Source organism: Clostridium sp. YIM B02555 (genome assembly GCF_022320955.1).
GTDB lineage: Bacteria > Bacillota > Clostridia > Clostridiales > Clostridiaceae > Clostridium > Clostridium saccharoperbutylacetonicum.
In genome coordinates, this window is sequence record NZ_JAKJJY010000006.1 from 1 (window position 1) to 21843 (window position 21843).

The 21843-nt window shown below is 28.8% G+C and carries 18 protein-coding genes, 4 tRNA genes and 1 rRNA gene; 14 read left to right on the forward strand and 9 right to left on the reverse strand.

Features of this window, described 5'->3' with window-relative positions; all coding sequences use genetic code 11:
- The first annotated feature begins 106 nt into the window (after nt 1–106).
- From L3B98_RS10515 to L3B98_RS10530, 4 genes are all read left to right on the forward strand, one after another.
- Nucleotides 107–183 (forward strand) — tRNA-Ile (locus L3B98_RS10515).
- 1 nt (nt 184) lies between these two features.
- Nucleotides 185–260: transfer RNA gene (locus tag L3B98_RS10520), tRNA-Ala, on the forward strand.
- 281 nt (nt 261–541) lie between these two features.
- On the forward strand, nt 542–979 hold the full coding sequence (locus tag L3B98_RS10525) for a hypothetical protein (RefSeq protein ID WP_015395612.1): 438 nt from the start codon (nt 542–544) through the stop codon (nt 977–979).
- 35 nt (nt 980–1014) lie between these two features.
- Nucleotides 1015–1461: a VanZ family protein gene (locus tag L3B98_RS10530; RefSeq protein ID WP_015395611.1), complete on the forward strand. Its 447-nt coding sequence runs from the start codon at nt 1015–1017 to the stop codon at nt 1459–1461.
- A 66-nt stretch (nt 1462–1527) separates the two neighbouring features.
- Here L3B98_RS10530 and L3B98_RS10535 read toward each other — a convergent pair whose 3' ends face one another.
- Both L3B98_RS10535 and L3B98_RS10540 read right to left on the reverse strand, forming a co-directional pair.
- Nucleotides 1528–2763 (reverse strand): LTA synthase family protein, encoded by a 1236-nt coding sequence (locus L3B98_RS10535; protein WP_238916589.1) that lies wholly within the window; start codon nt 2761–2763, stop codon nt 1528–1530.
- A 697-nt stretch (nt 2764–3460) separates the two neighbouring features.
- The gene (locus L3B98_RS10540) at nt 3461–4942 is read right to left on the reverse strand and encodes a hypothetical protein (protein ID WP_238916590.1); all 1482 of its coding nucleotides are present in this window, start codon (nt 4940–4942) and stop codon (nt 3461–3463) included.
- A gap of 257 nt (nt 4943–5199) precedes the next feature.
- Here L3B98_RS10540 and fusA point away from each other — a divergent pair, with 257 nt between their 5' ends.
- The 4 genes from fusA (at nt 5200) to L3B98_RS10560 (ending at nt 10460) form a co-directional block, all read left to right on the forward strand.
- Nucleotides 5200–7281 (forward strand): elongation factor G, encoded by a 2082-nt coding sequence (gene fusA / locus L3B98_RS10545; protein WP_238916591.1) that lies wholly within the window; start codon nt 5200–5202, stop codon nt 7279–7281.
- Nucleotides 7282–7516: 235 nt separating this feature from the next.
- Complete coding sequence (locus L3B98_RS10550) at nt 7517–7753, forward strand: hypothetical protein (protein ID WP_017810321.1); 237 nt, start codon at nt 7517–7519, stop codon at nt 7751–7753.
- A 112-nt stretch (nt 7754–7865) separates the two neighbouring features.
- Nucleotides 7866–8819 carry an ROK family protein gene (locus L3B98_RS10555; RefSeq protein WP_238916592.1) on the forward strand — a complete coding sequence of 318 codons (954 nt, stop codon included), beginning with the start codon at nt 7866–7868 and terminating at the stop codon, nt 8817–8819.
- 405 nt (nt 8820–9224) lie between these two features.
- The gene (locus L3B98_RS10560; RefSeq protein ID WP_238916593.1) at nt 9225–10460 is read left to right on the forward strand and encodes a competence/damage-inducible protein A; all 1236 of its coding nucleotides are present in this window, start codon (nt 9225–9227) and stop codon (nt 10458–10460) included.
- A 213-nt stretch (nt 10461–10673) separates the two neighbouring features.
- On the opposite strand, the gene L3B98_RS10565 is transcribed toward L3B98_RS10560, so the two are convergent.
- The 3 genes from L3B98_RS10565 to L3B98_RS10575 form a co-directional block, all read right to left on the reverse strand.
- Nucleotides 10674–12977 (reverse strand): HAMP domain-containing sensor histidine kinase, encoded by a 2304-nt coding sequence (locus tag L3B98_RS10565; protein ID WP_238916594.1) that lies wholly within the window; start codon nt 12975–12977, stop codon nt 10674–10676.
- A complete protein-coding gene (locus tag L3B98_RS10570; protein WP_238916595.1) occupies nt 12952–13647 on the reverse strand; it encodes a response regulator transcription factor in 696 nt (231 codons plus the stop codon). The genes L3B98_RS10565 and L3B98_RS10570 overlap by 26 nt, the downstream gene beginning before the upstream one ends.
- 358 nt (nt 13648–14005) lie before the next feature.
- Nucleotides 14006–14743: an NAD-dependent protein deacylase gene (locus L3B98_RS10575; protein WP_238916596.1), complete on the reverse strand. Its 738-nt coding sequence runs from the start codon at nt 14741–14743 to the stop codon at nt 14006–14008.
- Nucleotides 14744–14896: 153 nt separating this feature from the next.
- On the opposite strand from L3B98_RS10575, the gene rrf reads away from it, so the two are divergent.
- Together rrf and L3B98_RS10585 are read left to right on the forward strand one after the other, a co-directional pair.
- Nucleotides 14897–15013 (forward strand): 5S ribosomal RNA (gene rrf / locus L3B98_RS10580).
- Between the two features lie 5 nt (nt 15014–15018).
- A tRNA-Phe gene (locus tag L3B98_RS10585) sits at nt 15019–15094 on the forward strand.
- A 217-nt stretch (nt 15095–15311) separates the two neighbouring features.
- Here L3B98_RS10585 and L3B98_RS10590 read toward each other — a convergent pair.
- On the reverse strand, nt 15312–15722 hold the full coding sequence (locus L3B98_RS10590) for a DUF3785 domain-containing protein (protein ID WP_238916597.1): 411 nt from the start codon (nt 15720–15722) through the stop codon (nt 15312–15314).
- Nucleotides 15723–15832: 110 nt separating this feature from the next.
- Nucleotides 15833–16510 (reverse strand): uracil-DNA glycosylase, encoded by a 678-nt coding sequence (locus L3B98_RS10595; protein WP_238916598.1) that lies wholly within the window; start codon nt 16508–16510, stop codon nt 15833–15835.
- A gap of 184 nt (nt 16511–16694) precedes the next feature.
- Between L3B98_RS10595 and L3B98_RS10600 the strand changes: the two genes are divergently transcribed.
- Nucleotides 16695–17441 carry a peptidylprolyl isomerase gene (locus L3B98_RS10600; protein WP_077366533.1) on the forward strand — a complete coding sequence of 249 codons (747 nt, stop codon included), beginning with the start codon at nt 16695–16697 and terminating at the stop codon, nt 17439–17441.
- Between the two features lie 118 nt (nt 17442–17559).
- On the opposite strand, the gene L3B98_RS10605 is transcribed toward L3B98_RS10600, so the two are convergent.
- The gene (locus tag L3B98_RS10605; protein ID WP_238916599.1) at nt 17560–18204 is read right to left on the reverse strand and encodes an HAD family phosphatase; all 645 of its coding nucleotides are present in this window, start codon (nt 18202–18204) and stop codon (nt 17560–17562) included.
- Nucleotides 18205–18352: 148 nt separating this feature from the next.
- A tRNA-Pro gene (locus tag L3B98_RS10610) sits at nt 18353–18428 on the reverse strand.
- 338 nt (nt 18429–18766) lie between these two features.
- On the opposite strand from L3B98_RS10610, the gene L3B98_RS10615 reads away from it, so the two are divergent.
- The 3 genes from L3B98_RS10615 (at nt 18767) to rsmI (ending at nt 21732) form a co-directional block, all read left to right on the forward strand.
- The gene (locus L3B98_RS10615) at nt 18767–19999 is read left to right on the forward strand and encodes a C40 family peptidase (RefSeq protein WP_238916600.1); all 1233 of its coding nucleotides are present in this window, start codon (nt 18767–18769) and stop codon (nt 19997–19999) included.
- A gap of 136 nt (nt 20000–20135) precedes the next feature.
- Nucleotides 20136–20885 carry a tRNA1(Val) (adenine(37)-N6)-methyltransferase gene (locus L3B98_RS10620; protein ID WP_238916601.1) on the forward strand — a complete coding sequence of 250 codons (750 nt, stop codon included), beginning with the start codon at nt 20136–20138 and terminating at the stop codon, nt 20883–20885.
- Nucleotide 20886: 1 nt separating this feature from the next.
- Nucleotides 20887–21732, forward strand: a complete 846-nt coding sequence (gene rsmI / locus L3B98_RS10625) for a 16S rRNA (cytidine(1402)-2'-O)-methyltransferase (RefSeq protein WP_077366532.1) — start codon at nt 20887–20889, stop codon at nt 21730–21732.
- Nucleotides 21733–21843: the final 111 nt, after the last annotated feature.

Below are 21843 nucleotides of genomic sequence, written 5' to 3' on the forward strand. Positions count from 1 at the left end.
AGGAAAGTTAAGGTCTATAGCGCCGATGGTACTGCATGGGAGACTGTGTGGCAGAGTAGGACGTTGCGAGGTATTCTTGTAGAATACAAGAGTTTTATAAGTTAATGGATCTTTAGCTCAGTTGGTTAGAGCAACCGGCTCATAACCGGTAGGTCTAGGGTTCGAGTCCCTGAAGGTCCACCATGGGGGTATAGCTCAGCTGGGAGAGCACCTGCCTTGCACGCAGGGGGTCAAGAGTTCGAATCTCTTTATCTCCACCATTTGAAACTATGAATTTTAATTCATAGTTTTTTTATTTTGTAAGAATATATCACAATTTATATTTAATTCATAACAATATGTTTGGTTAAAATTGTTTAAGAAAAAAGTAGAATTATTTCGTAAAATAAACTGAAAATATCATATATTAGTATGTATAACAAGGGAAAAGCAGCATATAATTTACATGTAAAATACATGCAAAGATATAATTAAGTATCGTTGAATGTTATATAAGTTAAAAATGATTTATACTAAAAATATATGATGAGAGGGTATGGATATGGTAAGAACTATTGTGTGTAAAAAGGATGGATGTAGTGGAAATGAATTTCATATAGTGACTGAAGATGGTAGACTAAAATTAACATGTAAAGATTGTGATAGTACTTATTATTATGATGTAAGTTATTATGAATTTATGATGTTATCAAATTGTGAAAAATGTGGAAATGATACATTTAAAGTATTTACTAATTTAGAAAAACAGGGCTTGTATGCGAAGTGCACTAAATGCGGTTCTCCACCAGAAAAAGTGTTTATTGATGATGAAGGAGTTCAGGTAACATATGAAGCTAAGCTATTGCAAGATATTAAGCATTTTATGTATCAAATAGATCAAAGAATTTGTAACTTAGAAATAAAAATTGATGGATTGGAAAAAGGTCAAGAGTTATTAGAAGAATCACTTGCATATATAAATAGATATATGTCAGAATAGATTATATATGAATTTTTATTAAATGAGGATAAAAAATGAAGAACAAGAGGAAAATTTTAGATTGGATGTTGCTAATCGCTTGGATGATTTTAATATTTACAATGTCAAATCAGCCAGCAAATATATCAGACTCGCAAAGTGAAGGAGCAATAAAAGTACTTTTATTAATTGGGATAGATGCAAATAGTATTTTTGGGCAACTGGCTAATTTTATTGTTAGAAAGTGCGCACACTTTCTAGAGTATATGGTGTTAGCTTTATTGTATATTAATGTAGCAAAGCATTATTTCACAAAAAAAGTGGTGATTATAAGTACTGTAGCATTTGTATTTACTTATGCTTGCTCAGACGAAATACATCAGCTATTTGTTCAGGGAAGAGAAGGTGCATTTAGAGATGTTTTAATTGATACTTGTGGAGGTGTAACTTTATTATTGATTAGGTTAGGGATATCGAGTATAAAGCTATTAAAATTAAGATAAAAAGGTTCTATAAGTTAATTGATATAAAAATCAACTAAACTTATAGAACCTTTTTAATATATAAATCTAATGTTCCTTTTTTGTGTCTATAGAAAGGTAATTGTCTTTAATTATTTTTTCACCAATGCTATAAGCATCTAGTAAATGCTTTTCTTCCTCAGAATCTTTTATAGTTCCTTTTATATTATTCCCTTTTATAATGGTTGCGTCTCTATTAGTATTTACAAGGACTCTTCCCATAGAAGTATCCTTGTATAGAGACTTATCTAGTCCTAATAAATATGATATAGTTGGAAGCATATCAACTTGCCCTCCAGATGCTGTTATATTTTGAGCAGGAGCGTTTGCTGAATAAATTATTAATGGGAGTTTGTGATCATATTCTTGCCACCAATTATTATCGAAATCTAATTTTTGTATAGAGTCATTATAGTATTTATGAACACCTGCATGGTCACCATAAATGACTATAACTGAATTATCTAATAAGTTATACTGTTTAAGTTTGTTAAAAAACAGTTCTATTTGACTATCTGTGTAGTGTAAGCTTTCAAAATATCCACCAAGATAACTTTCATCAATTTCTTTAGGTAAATTTAATTGTCTATATTTATTATCTATATTAAATGGACCATGACTAGATAAAGTAGGCATTTGTAAGAAAAATGGTGGCTTAACATTTTTTAGTTTTTCACTCAATTGTGTAAAGAAACTTTTATCTGATAATCCATATCCAACTACTTCATCATAATTATAATCTTTAATACTCCAAAGATCTTGTGCACCAAATCCATTTTTGTGTAATTCTGTCCAATTGAATTCACCATGTTCTTCTGCATGAGTTGAGATTGTAGTGTAGCCTATATTATTTAAAAGTCTTGGTAAGGAGTTTTGATAGATATTTTCACCATAGTTTGTAGCAGTTATTCTATCACCTAAAGGGTAAACTGATGTGTTTATCATAAAATCACAGTCTATACTATTTGCACCATTATTTTGTTCATAAAAGTTATTGAAGTATAAGCATTGTTTTGTAAGTTTATTTAGAAAAGGTGTAATTTCTTTTCCATTGATTTTATGGTTAATTACGAAGTTTTCCATAGACTCAATTTGAAGAAAAATTACATTTTTATTTTTAAAGATTCCAAAATATTCATTAGGCTTTAAATTTTCATCATTATATTTAAACCAGTCAGTAATCTCTTTTTTATCATTAGTACTTGAGTTGTAAAAAGCTTTAGAGGCACTCTTAAAGGCTTCAAGGGTATGATAACCTAAAGGACCAGGAGCTTGAACTGACATTAGTGTGGACCATTGTTTATAAAGAATACTATTACCGAAATCACTGAGGGTAAAAACATCAAAGTATAATATAGAAATCATTATTATAATTATGGATGACTTTATAGCTATGATAAAATTGTGAATATTTTTTTTATATGGATTTTTTACTTTGAAAATAATAATCCAACTAATAATAATAATTAAATCTATGATGAAAAAAATATCGATAAATTTAAAATTAAATAATGGTAAACCAGTTGGATTAAAAGTTCCAGGGAATAAAAGATTTTTAACGCCTAAAAAATCTCGATTAGCTCTAAAGTACCATAAATCCCCTATTAGTAATATGCTATATAAAAAATTAAGAATTAAATAAAATAATGTTTGCTTATATTTTGAAAGTAAGTATCCAAATGAGTAAATAAAAAGTATGAAGCCTAAATATACTAAACTGAATTTTATACTAGTATATAAGGCATTATTGCGTGAAATAGCTGTATCGTGAAGCACTGTTAAAAATAATATTGTTTTTATTAGCATATCTAACACAGTCACAAAACGAAGTTTCTTAATTGACAGTGAAGATATTTCTTTTATTATTAGAATAAATTTTTTTATTAATGATATTGCATAATTTCGCAATTTAAACGCTAAGCTTGTTAATTTCATGAGATGAACTCCTTTAATCTTATAAAATCTTCTTTGGTAAAGTTACTCATTTTATTTTAATTAAATCAATTAGTTTAGAAATTACTATTGTGACAATTGATATGAGTAAACCATCAAAAATAAAATTAAATAGAAATAATTGTTTTGAAGTATCTGCATATCCATTACCAACAAATGGCATTGGAAACTGAATTACGCTTATTAACATTATAGTCCAAAGTAAAAGTATTTTAGTTTTTATTTCTAAATTTGCTTTGCTTTTAATATATTTATAAAGTGAAAAAACTAAAAGAATAATATAGCTTGAAATTATAAAATATAAGTTGTGAGGTAATACTGTCTGTTTTAAAGAAGACCAAAAAGTAAATCTGTGAAATTCTTTAACAGGTGTTTCACTATAACTTCTATAATATTTACCTAAACCTGTGCTAATATTAAATGACTTGCTTGCAGTATACTCCATGCCAGTTAATAATCTGCTAGGATGAGTCAAGTAGAAGATAGCAATTTTAAAATTGCTTATTTTATTATAAAATTCTTTGTCTGTCAATTCAGATTTTGTAGGCAAATATTTAACATATTTACTTTGGTCTAAGAAAGCACTTTTCCCAGCTTCAACAGACATATCTGGATTAAGACCTAAATCAATCAAATCTTGTTCAGGAGTTTTAGATTCCTTAAGGATACCATAAAATACAGAATCATATTGAGTAGATTTGTTTAAATTATGGCTATGATAACTAATTCCTGATGGATAAATAATTAGGATGCAATAAAAAGCACATAATATAGATAAATTCATTTTTCTTAAAGAATGCCTATTATCCCATATTATTTTACCAACGAGAAACAATATAAATGGTAATGAGGTTAGCACTTGTAATTTCGATCCTATAAATAAAAACGCTGTGAATAGCACAAAAAATAATTTGGACATTATTTTCTCGCTTCCTTTAATTACATACTTATAGTAAGTGTAATTTAGGACTGAAGCAATAAATAGCACTAAAGTGACAAACATCATTGGTTCACCATATAGACTATTGAACCAGATCAGATAGTTGCCATCAAAGAAAATAAATAGTATTAATATTATTAGTACAATTAGTTTAATATTATTCTTTATATTTAATGAACGTAATATTATAGAGAATGCAGAAATATATGCAATACTATATATAATAGATAAATACTGGGTTTTAAATACAGTTTGTCCAAATAACTTACATATGGTACTAATTATTATGATTATATAAGCTAAGCTGGAACCAAAAATAGTTAGAATTATATGTTGCAAATCAGATATTTGATAATCAGTAACAATATATTTAAAAAATCTACAAAAGTTTGGATCATTTACATCTGAATCTAATAATTTTAAACCAGATATACTCATAATTCTATCAAAATCACCTTGATCAGCAATTCCAATTTGAGGTTTTATGAATAGAACTCCAATAATTATTAAAGCTGCAAGTATAATGAACCAAATTTTATAATGATTTGCCAATCTTTTTTTTATCTTCATTAGATTCTTCCTCCAGAATAATAAATTAAAAGTTAGAATATCAACAAATAAGATTATAATGTTTTTTTTCTGATACTACAAGAAAACATAAAGATTAGTTAAAAAGTAAAGAAAAATATTAGAAATGAATTTTCAGAAAATTTAGAAAAAGAGAAGGATTTATGAAATAAAAATAGAAATATAATAACATACAGTATTATCAAGCGAAAGGCGGGTGGAAGCCAGCTTCTTATAGACTTAAGGGTTTGGCAGCGTTCATGAAAGATTATAGTATTAAAAATTTAAGAAATGTAGGATTAATGGGACATAATGGAACAGGAAAAACTTCTTTAGCAGAAAGTCTTCTATATTATTCAAAGATAACAGACAGATTAGGGAAGATTGAAGATGGAACTACTGTGTTAGATTTTGATACTGAGGAAAAGAAAAGACAATTTTCTATTGCACTTTCAGTGGCTCCAATTGAATTAGAGGATATAAAAATAAATATTATTGATATTCCTGGTTATGCTGATTTTCAAGGGGAATGCATCGAAGGTATGAGAGCTGTTGATGTTGGAATGATAGTTGTTAGTGCAGTTTCAGGAATAAAAGCTGGTACTGAAAGAGCATGGGAATATTGTAATAAGATTAAGCTTCCTAGAACAATTTTTATTAATAAATTAGATAGAGAAAATTCTAGTTTTGATAAGGTATTAGATGACCTTAATAGAAAATTTGGAATAAGTGTGGTTCCAATTCAATACCCAATAGGAAAAGAAGAGGGATTTACAGGAGTAATTAATGTAATTTCAAAGCAGGCTAGAATATATGATGTTAAAACTAAGGAAATAAAGGTATTAGAAATACCTGAAGAATTAAAGGAAAAAGTAGAAGATTGTAAGAGAATGATCATGGAAGCAGTTGCAGAAACTGATGAAGAATTACTTGATAAATACTTTAGTGAAGGTACATTAAGTGATGAGGAAATATATAGAGGATTAATAAAAGGCTGTGCTAGTGGAGACATTGCACCTGTTATGTGTGGAAGCGCTACTAAGGTTATAGGAATGGATTCTTTAATTGATGATATAGTAGAATGTTTTCCTTCACCAGAATATGCAATTCCTCAAAAGGCAATGGATGTTTCGAAGAATGAAGAAGTATTTATTGATCTTGATCAAGAAAAACCTTTTTCAGCATTAGTATTTAAAACGATTGCAGATCCATTTGTAGGTAGAATATCCTTCTTTAGAGTTATGACAGGAGAGGCTAAAGATGATATGACAGTATTAAATGTTAATAAGGATAAGATTGAAAAGCTATCTCATATTTGTTTTATTAGAGGAAAAACACAGATACCTACTAAGAAAATTATTGCAGGGGATATAGGAGCAATTTCAAAATTGCAATATACAAACACAGGAGATACTTTAGCTAGTTCAGATTTTAAAGTAATGTATGATAAGATGAATTTCCCAGGAACTGTTTGTTCTATGGCTATAATACCGCAAGCTAAAGGTGATGAAGAAAAGATATCACAAGCTCTAAATAAATTAAAAGATGAAGATCCTGTTTTTGAAATATCTAGAGATGTTGAAAATGCAGAGATTATTATTGCAGGATTAGGAGAGACACATATAAATGTAATTGCTAGCAAGATAAAAAATAAATATGGTGTTGATGTAGTGTTAAATTTACCAAAGGTTCCATATAAAGAAACTATCAAAGGAGTTGCAGATGTACAAGGAAAACATAAAAAGCAATCTGGTGGACATGGTCAATATGGAGATGTTGTTATAAAATTTGAACCTAGAAAAGATGGAGTTGATGACTTAGAATTTGTGGATAATGTTGTTGGCGGAGCTGTTCCAAGGAATTTTATTCCAGCAGTGGAAAAGGGATTAAGAGAATGTATTTCGCATGGTGTTTTAGCGGGATGTCCAGTTATCGGGCTTAAAGCTACTCTTCATGATGGGTCATATCATGCTGTAGATTCCTCTGAAATGGCATTTAAGATGGCAGCTTCATTAGCTTATAAGAAAGGGCTTGAGCAAGCTAAACCTATCTTACTAGAACCTATAATGAAATTAGATATAATAATGCCTAATGAATATATGGGAGATGTTATAGCTGATATTAATAAAAAGAGAGGAAGGGTAATGGGAATGGAGCCAGAAGGCGATAAGCAAAAAGTTTTGGCTGAGGTTCCACTTGTAGAGATTAGAAAATATGCTACTGAACTTCGATCATTAACACAAGGTAGAGGAGGCTTTACAAAGGAACTTGTTAGATACGAAGAAGTTCCAGAAATTGAATTAGTTAAAGCTATTGAGAGTATAAAAGAGGCAAGAAAATAGAAATAAATTAATATGTATATTAAATATAGTATGAAAATTATACTTATATTTTAGAAAGAATAAAGATTATGCTGCTATTGGTTTTGTGTAATATAATGCCAAATGGAAGCATAATCTTTTTCTTTATGCATTTTTTATATGTCAATTGATTTTTTATCAGGTTGGATGGCATAAAAGTAATTTTGTGAACATATACTATTTTTATTAGATAGTTCTCAAAGAGGGAGATGAAATGATGTCGGATTACAGCATGGACATAAAAGGGAATATGGAGCTGAGTGATTATAGTAATATTTTTGATTATTTAAATATAATAGATAAGGATGATAATTTTGTTATAAGGATAGATAAAAATAATAAAAATGATATTGATTTAATTAATTCTATGCTTAAGGATAATAAATTTATGATAAGTTATACTCAATGTGATGAATATGGAAACTATTACATAAGCGCAAATAAGATGTTTTAGAAAAATAAATATTTTAAATATAGGTTTTATTAACATGACATAATATAGTATAATATCAATTAAAAGAAATTGTTTTTAATTGGGAAATTAGAAAATGAAGGAGAGTTATGTTATGCAAAAATATGTAGTAGGAGTAGATCTAGGTGGTACTAAAATTAGTACAGCATTATCTAATTTAAATGGAGAAGTAATAAGTCAAACTACAGTGCCAACAAATGCACACGAAGGAGAAATTCCTGTATTAAATAGAATTATAGAATCTATAGAAAAAGTTATTAAGGATGGGTCTGTAAATTGTGAAGAAATTAAAGGTATTGGTATAGGTTCACCAGGTCCATTAGATGCAGAAAAAGGCACTATAATATATACACCAAATCTTCCTTTCAAAAATTTTAATCTAGTAGAGCCAATAAATAAAAAATTTGGATTACCTGTTTTTTTAGATAATGATGCAAACGTTGCAGCTATTGGAGAGTATATGTTTGGAGCTGGAAGAGGAGCTAAAGATATAGTATTCTTTACAGTAAGTACAGGTGTAGGCGGCGGTGCTGTCCTAAATGGAAAGGTGTACAGAGGACATACTTCAAATGCATTAGAAATTGGTCATATGACAGTTGCTCCAGATGGTCCAAGATGTAATTGTGGAAATATTGGTTGCGTAGAAGCAACATCATCAGGAACTGCAATAGCTAAGAGAGGACAAGAAGCATTAGCTAGTAAAGTTGAAACATCATTAAGAAAATATGAAACTATTACTTCATATGAAGTATTTACAGAAGCAGCAGCAGGAGATTCTGTTTGTAAAGATATAATTGATAATGCATTAAATTATTTAGGAATAGCAGTTGCTAATGCAGTATCTATTTTTGATCCAGAAGTAATAATTATTGGTGGAGGAGTATCAAAGGCTGGAGATATTGTTTTTGAAACAGTAAGAAAAGTTGTTGATAAGAGATGTTTTAAATCAATGGCAGAGTCAGTTAAGATCGTTCCAGCAGGATTAGGTACAGATGCAGGAGTAATAGGAGCGGTTGCATTAGCATTAATTGAAACAGAAAACAAATAACCTATAAAAATTATTAACTTTTAAAATAAATTGGTTAATAGGTATAAATAAGAGAAGTCATGCATACACTAGAAGTATGAAAGTTCTCTTAGCAATGAATTTTTTCTTCTCATACATATTACTAATCTTATTTTAAGTAAATACTTATTTTTAAGAGAATTTTGTTTTTTGTGATTTTGAGTATATACTTAAAATAGATTGAGATGAAAAAATTTTTTATATAAGCTATCTCTAAATTATATTTAGAGATAGCATATTATAAAAGAGATATTTTTACAAAGCCTATTCAATGTTTTATTGAGTAGGTTTTATTCTTTTATGTATTTAAAATATAGTTAGTTAATAGAATTAAAGACGTATAGACATATTTATAAGTTCATGAAGGTGTGATAGGAGGGAATAATAATGAAAGCAGAAATCATAGCAATAGGGACAGAAATTTTATTAGGTGACATAGTTAATTCAAATGCTCAGTATATAGCACAGGAATTAGCAGCACTAGGAATAGATATGTATTATCAACAAGTAGTGGGGGATAATGAAAAGAGAATTATTCATGCTTTTGATGAGGCATATAGTAGAAGTGATATTATAATAACAACAGGTGGGCTTGGACCTACAGAGGATGATTTAACTAAGGAAGTTGCTGCAAAATATTTTAAAAAAGAATTACTTCCAAATGAAGAAGCAATTGAAAAGATAAAAAATTATTTTAAGTTTAGGGAAAGAAAGATGACTGAAAATAATTTGAAACAAGGATTGATTCCAGAGGGAGCTATTATTATTAATAATGATAATGGTACAGCACCAGGTGTAATTATTGAAGAAAATAACAAAATAATGATTATTTTACCTGGCCCACCAAAGGAGATGAAACCTATGTTTGAGGATACAGTTAGACCATACCTTCAAAAAAAAGCTGATTCGATAATAATGTCTAGAGTAATTAAAATATTGGGAATTGGGGAAAGTGCTGTTGCTGAAGAACTGAAGGATATTATGACTGCACAAACTAATCCTACTATTGCACCTTATGCAAAAGAAGTTGGGGTAATGCTTCGAATAACTGCAAAGGCTAATAATGAAGAAGAAGCTATTAAATTAATAGAACCCGTAGAAAAAGAAATTAAAAATAGATTAGGAGATAATATTTATGCAACAGAAGATGTTAGTATTGAAGATGTTGTAGCCAGACTTCTAATTGAAAAGAAATTAACAATTTCTACAGCTGAATCATGTACAGGTGGAATGATAGCAGGTACTCTTATAAATTATCCGGGAATATCAGAAGTGTTTTTAGAAGGTGCTGTGACATACTCAAATGAAGCAAAACATAATAGACTTGGAGTTAAGAATGAAACTTTAGAAAAGTATGGCGCTGTAAGTGAGGAAACTGCAAGAGAAATGGCAATTGGTATTGCAAATACAGCTAAAACTGATGTTAGTATTGTAACAACTGGAATTGCTGGCCCAGAAGGCGGTACGCCAGAAAAGCCGGTTGGATTGGTTTATATAGGAGTTTATTTTAAAGGTGAAGTTACAGTAAAAAAATATGTTTTTAATGGTAACAGAAGCAGAGTAAGGCTTCAAGCAACAACAACTGGCTTGGACATGCTAAGAAGGGTTTTAATGCAAAAATAATATAAAAAGGTTAAATTTAATTATAATTAATTAGTAATTTAAATTGTAACATATATAACCTAAAAAACCATATTATATATCATTTTACTGACATATAATATGGTTTTTATAAATTGTATATAAATAAAAATGGGGGAGAGGCGATTAAATATTGAAGTTAAATACTTCATTATTATTTATTGCCAAGTTGAATTTATTTATACATAATTTAGATTAAAAATTTTCTTTTTTTAATAAAATTTTTACTTTAAATAAATCACCATCAAATTTAAGTTCAAAAATTCCTTTTTGAATTTCCACAAGGCTTTTGGCGATAGCTAATCCTAGGCCAGAACCTTCAGTTGTTCTTGAAGAATCACCTCTTTTAAATCTTTCTAGAATCTCATCTTCAGTAAAGGTTAATGGATATTTTGATATATTTTTAAAGGTTATAGACACGAAAGTATCCTTATCTTCGATATCTATATATACTCTGGTACCATTTAAGGAATACTTTAAAATATTCGAAATTAAATTTTGAAATACCCTAAAGGTTCTTTTACCATCTGCATATATTGTTAATTTATGCTCAGGTATAGTTTTAATAAAATCTAAATTTGAATTAATAATTCTATCTTCAAATTCTCCTAAAGTTTGTCTGAGAAGTGCCACAGGGTCTAGACTTTCCATATGCAGTTCTAAATTACCAGAAGAAGCTTTTGAGGCTTCAAATAAATCTTCGATTAAAACTTTTAATCTTGAGGACCTTTCTTTAAGAATAGCTAAATATTCACTTTTCTTTTCTTCTGTAAGGTTGTCTTTGTCTAATAAATCTACATAATTAATTATAGAGGTTAATGGAGTTTTTAAGTCATGAGAGACATTTGTGATTAATTCACCTTTCATTCTTTCACTTTTTACAGCTTTAGCTATAGCTTTATTTAGTCCAGCTTCTATATTAGTTATGTTATTTGCTAATTCTTTAAGAAGAAAAGAACCATGTATTTTAATTTCATTTTTATAATTTCCATTTAAAATGTTATCTGTTGCTGCCTTTATTTTTTGAGTATTGATAATTGAAAGAGCAGTATTTACAATTAGAGATATTATACCCAAAAGATTTATGGCTAAAAATGTAATAATGTAACCCGAAATACGAGCAAAAAAGAATACATTTTGTGATGTATAAACAGTACCCCAGATTATTAATGCGAGATATAAAGCAATTATAATTGATAAAATTGTAGTTCGATTGGTCGTTGATATACAAGACATGCTATTTTTAAATTTATTATAGAGTATACGTAAAATAGATTTCCTATGAACATATTGCTTAAATTCACGTATATTTTTACATAAATATAATTGATATAAGTCACAGATTATAAAATAACCTAATATAATAGAACCTATAAATAAAAAGAATACTTGTTCAAAAAATGTATTTGAGTTCACCTTAAGTAAATATATATTATCTACTATCTGCGAAATGTAATTCTCTATGATAGAATTTCCTAGGTAAACATTGCTATTATATAATCCAATTAATAATGCTATAAATAACCCAATTAACAATACTCTTGATTCTATAAAAAATCTATTAAGGAGTTTTAAAATAATATTTTTGTGAATTTCTAAATCTTTTTCTTTTATTATCTTTTTTACAGAAATAATAAGTATACACAAATCCAACAACAATAATGCTAAAGAACCATATGCAATGTAGTCATAAAAGGCATTTTTTTTGAATTTAGGGTAAATTTCATCACCTGGAAGTAGTGGATTTGAAAGTCTAACAATAATATTTTTGTAGTTATAGCTACTTAACATCCAATTAACTTTATTATTTTCAAAAAAGTCCTTATATGCCCATTTCATATTGCTTGTAATGTCTACTTCTGTTGGCAATTCTTTATTTATATCTAAAATAATTATATGATATTTAGAATTATTTTTAGTTTCCTGTACAATCTCATGTTTTGATTTATCCTTAATATTACTTATAATCTGTCCATCTTGACTTTCAACATAAAATTCAATGTTTTTTTGATTATCTGTAATTTTTTTGTCATCTAATTCATGATTAATCTGACTAATTGCTTCAGTTCTATATTCATTTTGACTTCTATTAATGTTTTTTTGAGCATAAATATAATTAGAATTTAAATCAGTATATGTTGAATAATCATCTTCAGAAATATTCTTATTTTCATTTGGTTTAACTTCTTCGTTTAAATTAAGTCCAAACTTTTTTGAAAAGTCTTCAAGTTCCCTTTTGCTTTCATTAAATTCATAGTTATCTTGGGCTTTAAGATTATTAATAGTGTCTAATATACGATCTTCTCGAATATTACCATCGCCATCTTTGTAGTGAATACTTCTTATAACATTAAGAAAATAATCTTCATAGCTAAATTTCTCTAATTGAAAAAATCCTTTTGATAAGCCTAAAAGAATAGGTAAAATAGCAATACATAGTGAGAGTATTATAAATTTTTTATTTATAGTTTTTTTAGTGATTTTCAAATTTGTATCCAATTCCCCACACCACCTTTAAATATCTTGGTTCTTTAGGATTTATTTCTATTTTCTCTCTCATACGTCTTATATGGACAGAAACAGTATCTACATTGCTATAAGCTGGTTCGTTCCAAATTCTTTCATAAATTTCTTCAATAGAAAATACTCTATTAGGGTTGTCCATAAGAAGCGTTAAAATTTTAAATTCTAATGGAGTAAACTTTATGTTTGTACCGTCAGCAAATACTTCCTTACTTTCTTTATTAAGCTCTATTCCTCCTATGCTGATTATATTTGTATTTTCTTTAAGAGGCGAAAACATAGCATATCTTCTAAGCTGAGAATTTACTCTAGCTATTAGTTCTAACGGATTAAATGGCTTAGTTACATAATCATCAGCACCAAAGTTTAAGCCCAATATTTTATCAGTATCCTCAGATTTAGCAGAAAGCATTATTATTGGAAGCTGCTTATCCTCCCTTATTTTAATTGTGGCTCTCATACCATCCATATTAGGCATCATTATGTCCATTAATATAAGATGTATGTTTTCAGATTGTAATACATCTAAAGCCTGTAGTCCGTCATAGGCTTTAAAAATATTGTAACCTTCATTAGTTAAATAAACTTCAATTGCATCAGTTATTGCTTTATCATCATCAACAACCAAAATATTATAGTTTTGCATTTTGTTCCCCCCAGAGTAGTTAAATTAATACTATTTTACCATATAAGTATAAGTGAATAAAAAATAGTGAAGTACATGAAAGAAAATAGGCTGGCAAATGAGCTTGATATCTTTTTGCATGTGTCTAAATCCTACAAAGATTATGTTAAAGTATAAAGATTACAAAAGAGTGATATAAATTCGAAAGAAAATCGAAAGATTATATTGAAGTGGTAATAATTCAAGATTTTTTAGATAATTAAAATTATATGAGAAATGAAAATAATTCCTATGAATGAATCTCAATAGGAATTATTATTTATTTCTTTTAAATTGAGAGTAAATTATTTGTTAGATATATATAAGGAATACGACGTTTTTAAAGGGCATCTACAGCAGCACTTAAAACTGCTCCAATAGAATCATTAATAACCAAATCAGCTTTAGAATCTGCAGAAGTAGAGCTCTTATTTATAAGTATAAGGTTTTTACCGTTAAAGTAATTTATAAGCCCAGCAGCGGGATATACTACAAGAGAAGTTCCTCCAATAATGAGTGTATCAGCTTTAGATATTGCATCTACTGCACCTCTAATTACTGTATCATCTAAACCTTCTTCGTAAAGTACTACATCGGGCTTAACAGATCCACCACATTTAGTGCAGATAGGAGCACCTTTTGCTTCTAAAACAAATTTTGCATCATAAAATTCATGACATTTAGTACAATAGTTTCTATGAACAGAACCATGAAGTTCAAAAACATGTTTATTTCCTGCCATTTGGTGAAGTCCATCTATATTTTGTGTTACTATAGCCTTTAATTTGCCTATAGCTTCAAGTTTAGCTAATGCTAAGTGCCCACTATTTGGTTTAGCTTCAGGATAAATAAGTTTTGATTTATAAAAGTTGAAAAATTCTTCTGGATATCTAATATAAAAGGAATGTGATACTAATTGCTCAGGTGTAAATGTAACATTCAATTTTTCATTAAATAATCCAGTGGAACTTCTAAAATCAGGGATGTTAGATTCTGTGCTAACGCCAGCTCCACCAAAGAAAACTATGTTGTTACTTGCTTTTAAAATTTGAGTTAACTTTTCTATTTCAGTACTCATAAAATCATCTCCAAACATTTAATAATTTTATTATTGCACAAATAATGAAAAAATCAAAATAGCATAATTCATCAATGTTCAAAATAAATTTTATCAAAAATATTAAAAAGTTGTTGACATAATATCTATATCTAGATATAATAAGTTTTGTGATCTGGTGATGACGGCGTAGAGGTAACACTCCTTCCCATTCCGAACAGGAAAGTTAAGGTCTACAGCGCCGAGGGTACTGCACGGGAGACTGTGTGGAAGAGTAGGACGTTGCCAGGTAAGATGGCTCGATAGCTCAGTCGGTAGAGCAGAGGACTGAAAATCCTCGTGTCACTGGTTCGATTCCAGTTCGAGCCACCATATTTAAAGCACTAACGTAAGTTAGTGCTTTTTGTTTTTATGAAATAACCAAACTTAATAATTAAAATTAGGTGTGACAATGTTCAACATTCATTGATTATGTTGAGTATTGATAATTACAATATACATAATTTAAAAGTAAAAATAAAAGGCTATCAGTTTGATAGACCTTATATTTTTGATATTTGCAACTAAATTCAATTGTAAAGCATAGTTATTAAACAGTGCATTGTTCAACAGATATTGAATATAAGCCGCAATTAGGACATACTGTGACAATAACTATGTAACTATCATCAATTTTTCCAGCATTAAAGAGTTTATTAAAAGACGTAACTTTATATTCATTTTCAATTGTATTTATTACATATTCTTTATTTTTTGTATAGATATAAAAATGATATTCCAAATAACGATAAGATTTATTTACTTCATCTTGCGTATTGCAAGAACATTTACCAGAATAGTATTCATTAGAAAAAGCAACTTCTTCACCTTCATTTAATGCATTTAAAATCAAGTCTAAAGATAAACCCGTAATTTCATTATCATCCTCGAAAAATAATCCTTCACAATTTTCATTTGTTAAAAGGTAGTCTTTATTATCATAAGCAAATTTATAATCCACAAAATAACCTCCTGATAGTAATTTTATAAACACATTATACACCAAACAGAGAAAATCACATATTATTTAATTGACTTAAAAGTCATTAAGAATAATTATAATTTTAGTCATTATATGTTTTCAATTTGCCAATCTATAGGCGTTTGACCTGTTGAAGTTAAAAATTCGTTTGTTTTTGAAAAAGGTTTGCTGCCGAAAAAACCTCTTGATGCAGATAGAGGACTCGGATGCACTGATTTCAAGATAAGATGCTTAGGATTAGTAATTAAGCTAGTTTTTGAAATAGCGTTATTACCCCATAGAATAAATACTATAGGGGTTTCTTTTTCATTTAAAACGGTAATAATTTTAGTAGTAAACTCTTCCCAACCTTTATTTCTATGAGAATTAGCTTCACCGGCTCTAACTGTAAGAACTGTATTTAATAATAATACTCCTTGATCAGCCCATTTTTTTAAATAACCATTGTTTGGAATATAACATCCTAGATCAGTATGAAGTTCTTTGTACATATTAACTAAAGATGGAGGTGCTTTTACTCCTGGGTTAACAGAAAAACTTAGACCATGAGCTTGATTTGGACCATGATAAGGGTCTTGACCTAGTATAACGACTTTCACATCTTTATAAGGTGTGAAATGTAATGCATTAAAAAGGTCGTACATATTAGGATAAATAATCTTTGAATTATATTCATTTACTAAAAATTTTCTTAAGTTGAGATAATAATCTTTTTGAAATTCAGATTCTAAATAGTTCTTCCAATCATTTTTTAATATTTCTGACATAACATCACCCAAAGTTATTATAGCATTATATTATAAATTTATGTATATTATGTTATTAAGAGTAGAAAATTAAAAATAATTTTTTTTATTATTGTGAGTAAATGTAGATACTGTTAAAATAAGAGGTATATTGAAATTTTAAATGGAAAAAATACAAAAATAATAATATTAAAGGAGAATTTACATGGAAAATAAAGTATTAGCTGTTGCTGCAGGAAATGAAATAACAGAAAAGGATTTAAGTGCAATAATTAGCAGATATCCTCAAGAACAAAGAGCAGCTCTTCAAAACGAAGTGCAAAAGAAACAATTAATTGAGCAATTGATTTCATTTGAATTAATGAGTAAGTTTGGAAAAGAAATAGGATTAAACGAAACTCAAGAGTATAAAGAAGCTATGGAAAACATATCTAAAGAAGTAATTACTTCAATGGCTATAAATAAAGTATTAGCTGATGTTACTGTTACAGATGAAGAAGTTAAGAATTATTATGATAATAATAAAGAAGCTTTTAGTAGCCCAGCAACAGTTTCAGCTAGACATATATTAGTTGAAACTGAAGAAGAAGCTAAAAATGCAAAAGAAGAAATCTCAAATGGAAGTATTTCATTTGGAGATGCAGCAATGAAGTATTCAACATGCCCATCTAATCAACAAGGTGGAAATTTAGGAGAATTCTCTAAGGGAATGATGGTACCAGAATTTGAAGAAGCTGCTTTCAATGCAGAAATAGGAAAAATTACTGAACCAGTTAAGACTCAATTTGGATATCATTTAATAGTTGTAGATGCAAAAAATGAAGCGTCAGTTAAGAGTTTTGAAGAAGTAAAAAGTAATGTTTTAAATGAATTATTAAAACAAAATCAACATACAAAATATGACCAAATGTTAAAAGAATTAGAAGGAAAATATGGAGTAGAGAGAAAATAAATTTTGCTTCTAAAATTTATAAATAAACAATAAAATGGCAGGTTATTCATACAATTTCTGTACCAGCAGTATATGTTAGTAACAGTGAATGAATAATCTGCCGTTTAAAATTTAGAAATTACAATAAGTCTAAAAAAGAATTAATATATATATCCGCATATTCAAGCAATTCTTCTTTAGAATTTGTACATTCATCATCTTGTACTGCAACAACTTTCATATTGGCTGCCTTAGCTCCTTGCATAGCTGGTAAAATATCTTCAAAAACTAAGCAATTCTTTGGTTTAACTTTTAATTTTTTTGCAGCCAATAAATAAACATCTGGACAATTTTTCCCATTACTAACTTCATCTGTGGTAGTAATGGAATCAAAATAATTGTAGATACCATTATTTTTTAAACAAGCTTCAAGCAAAGGCATGGAGTTGCTGGTTGCTAAAGCAATTTTAATTTTTTTTGATTTTAAATAATTAAAGAATTCTTTTACCCCAGATTTTAATTTAACATTATTGGCATAATGATCAAATGCCATGTCATGCCACGCTTGTAACATTTCTTCTACTGAATCAGCAAGTTTAAATTTTTCTTTAATATAAACAGCAGTTTGGGTAAAACTCAAATGTGATATTTCATTTTTAAGATCTTTGGGCGCATTATATCCTTTTGATTTAAGATAGTCAACGTCGATTTTAGACCAAACCCACATAGAATCAACTAAGGTTCCATCCAAATCAAATATTGCACCATTTATATTGGTAAGCATAAAGTACCTCCATAATATTATTAATAAGTAATTAAATTAGATGTGCTTAAAAATAATATTTTTAATTTCATTATATGAAAAACGAGCTTTCATAGGTTATTTAAGAAAGCTCGTTTTATATGGGGATGGCATCAATAGCCATAAAATTTGGTCGGGGTGACAGGGATTGAACCTGCGACCTCATGGTCCCAAACCACGCGCGCTCCCATCTGCGCCACACCCCGAGAACATATTTAATTATATAGTCAAGTTATTCATGTGTCAAGAATTTTGAGAGATTTAAACTAATGTAGGATTAATTAAATAGAAATTATATTAGTTGAAACAAGTGATACTATTCTCATAAATTAGTTAAATTTGTAGATTTAGGAGTAGGTTTGGCTTAAAACGAGCAATATAAAGAATAACTTAGAAATAGTGGGGAATATGGACGATATATAAATTTTATTAAAATAAATTAAAATCTTGGAGGATGGATTAATTGTCTATCTTTAGTGAAAGTGTTATAATGTTAAAGGTAGTATATAAATGAAGGAGGGAAGGTTTGGAAAACCGAATATGAATGAGACAGAGAATTCTAGCTATTATGTTAGCGAGCGTAATCGTTATAGGTGGTTCAGTGCCAGTATATGCAGCTCCAGATAGTCAGCAGTTAAGTGATTCGAGACAGAAATATGCAGAAATTCAAAGCAAAATAACGGACATTCAAAATAAGATTTACGATTTAGATGCGCAGATAGAACCACTACAATTAACGGTGGATAAGAATAAAAAAGAAATAGCTAACATTAATAAGGTTATTGACAACACTACAAAAGATATCGAACAATGTAAAAAAGATATCAACATAATGGATTTAGCATTAGGACAAAGAGTTAAAGAGATGTATAAATCCGGTGATTTAGAATTCAGTTATTTAAATTTTATGCTTGAATCAGAATCAACAAGTGATTTCTTTACTAGAGCAGAAGCGGTTAGTAAAATAGTAGGGAAAGATAAGTCCCAAATAGAGGAAGTTACAAGTAAAAAACAAGAATTAAATGATAAAATGCAATCTCTAGAAGATAAAAAGGCTGAGATAGATAAGCTTAATCAGGAAATACAAGCTAATTTAAGTCAATTAGAAGGTAAGAAAAGTGAAGCATCAGCTTTAGCAAAACAAGCTCAAGATGAAAAGAAGAATTTTGATTCACAATATTTATCACAATTAGAGAGAGATATTGTTAAGCCTCAAATTGATGTGTTGAGTAATTCTAATAGTTCAGCAGATGAACTTCAAACAGCAATAGAGCAATTAAGAAAGATTAGAGATAATCAAATTAAGAGTGAAATTGTTACATCAGAAATTAATGATAAAATTACGAAAGCTAAGGCAGTAATAGATGAAAAGAAAAAGGCTCAAGTAAGAGCAGCAACACCAAGCAGAGGTGGAAAAGTATCAGTACCATCAGCAGGAAATGCACAGGCTATTTTAAATATGGCTTATGCACAATTGGGAAAACCTTATGAATGGGGAGCAACTGGTACAAGAACTTTTGATTGTTCAGGATTTACTAGTTATGTATATCAAAATGCTGCGGGAGTAGGGATAGGAAGAACAACATATGATCAAGTCGATAGTGGACAAGCTGTAAGCCAAGATCAACTTAGACCAGGAGATTTGGTGTTTACTCATGCAGGTCATGTAGGAATATATGTTGGAAATGGACAAATGATTCATGCACCACAAACTGGTGATGTTGTTAAAGTTGGTCCTGTATATAGTTTCTATGCAGGAAGAAGAATTCTTAATTAGTAAACATAAGAAGTTAGTTGTTAATATCTGATTTCAAGACTAAGTTTTTCTGTCATTAGACAGAAGAACTTTTTTTTATTTATTTGTGATGCTATAATATGAAAGGTATGTTTATTTTATAGTAAAGGAAAATATTATGAATAATTATTTGAAATATATAAAAGATGATGAAACTATTGATGATTTACAGCTTAAGGAATTACAATTGATACAAAAGAAAGATGGATTTAAATTCGGTATTGATGCAGTATTATTATCAGATTTTGCTCAGGTTAAAAAGAAGCACGAAGTTATGGATTTGTGTACAGGAACTGGGATAATTCCATTTTTAATATATGGCAAGTATAATCCTAAAAGTGTGTATGGGTTAGAAATTCAAGAAGAAATGGTTGATATGGCAAAAAGAAGTGTAAAATTAAATTCACTAGAAGAAAAGGTTTCTTTTATTAATGAAGATTTAAAAAACATAGAGTATTTAAAGAAGCTAAAAAAATTTGATGTTATTACTGTGAATCCACCATACAAATTAAATAATGCTGGAATTATCAATCCGAATGACAAATTGGCTATAGCTAGACATGAAATATTATGCAATTTAGAGGATGTTATATATGCAGCAAGAATTTTATTAAAAGATAATGGAAGACTTTTCATGATTCATAGACCAGAAAGGTTGGCGGATATATTTACCCTAATGAGAAAATATAAGATTGAACCGAAGAGAGTAAAAATGATTCATCCTAAAATAGGTAAAGCTCCTAATATTGTGTTAGTTGAAGGACAAAGAGATGGTGGAGCATATCTAAAATGGGATGCACCACTATATGTTTATGATGAAAGTGGTAAATATACCAAGGAAATAGATTCGATATATTGGAGGAAGTAAAATGAATAGTGGAAAATTATATTTAGTACCAACTCCTATTGGAAATTTGAAGGATATTACGTTAAGAGCCTTGGAAACATTGCGTGAAGTCGATATTGTAGCGGCGGAAGATACAAGACAAACACTAAAATTACTAAATCATTTTGAAATAAAAAAGACATTAATAAGTTATCATAAATTTAATGAACAAGATAAAAGTAATAAGATTATAGATTTATTATTTGAAGGAAAAAGTGTTGCAGTGGTATCTGATGCAGGAACGCCAGGAATATCAGATCCGGGAAGTGTTATAGTTTCAAAATGCATAGAAGAAAATATTGATTTTGAAGTACTTCCAGGTGCAACAGCTATAACAACGGCTTTAGTATACTCTGGATTAGATACTACAAAGTTTTTGTTTAGAGGTTTTCTACCTAGAGAGAATAAAGAACGTAAAAGAATCACTGACGAATTATTAAAGAGTCAAGAAACACTTATTTTTTATGAAGCACCGCATAGGTTGCTGGATACTCTGTCATTTTTGTTTGAAACATTTGGTGACAGAAAAATTGCAGTTTGTAGAGAGCTGACTAAGATTTATGAGGAAATATATAGAGGAACATTAGAGGAAGCAATAGAATATTTTGTTAGGAATAAACCTAGAGGAGAATTTGTTCTAGTTCTAGAAGGGAAGAAACTTGAAGATATAAAAGAGGAACAACGAGAGTTATGGATTAATTTATCGATTCAAGAACATATAATTAAATATATGAATGATGGATTAAATAAGAAAGATGCCATAAAGTGTGTAGCTAAGGAAAGAGAAATACCTAAGAGTGAAGTATATAAGTTTTCAACTGAAATTTAAAAGAATTTGTAAATATATTTATCGAAATATTTGTTAAGATGATACTAATGTAAAATAATAGTTTCTGTAGTTATTATTAAGTAAAAAAAGACTATCTCGAGTTGAACTGAG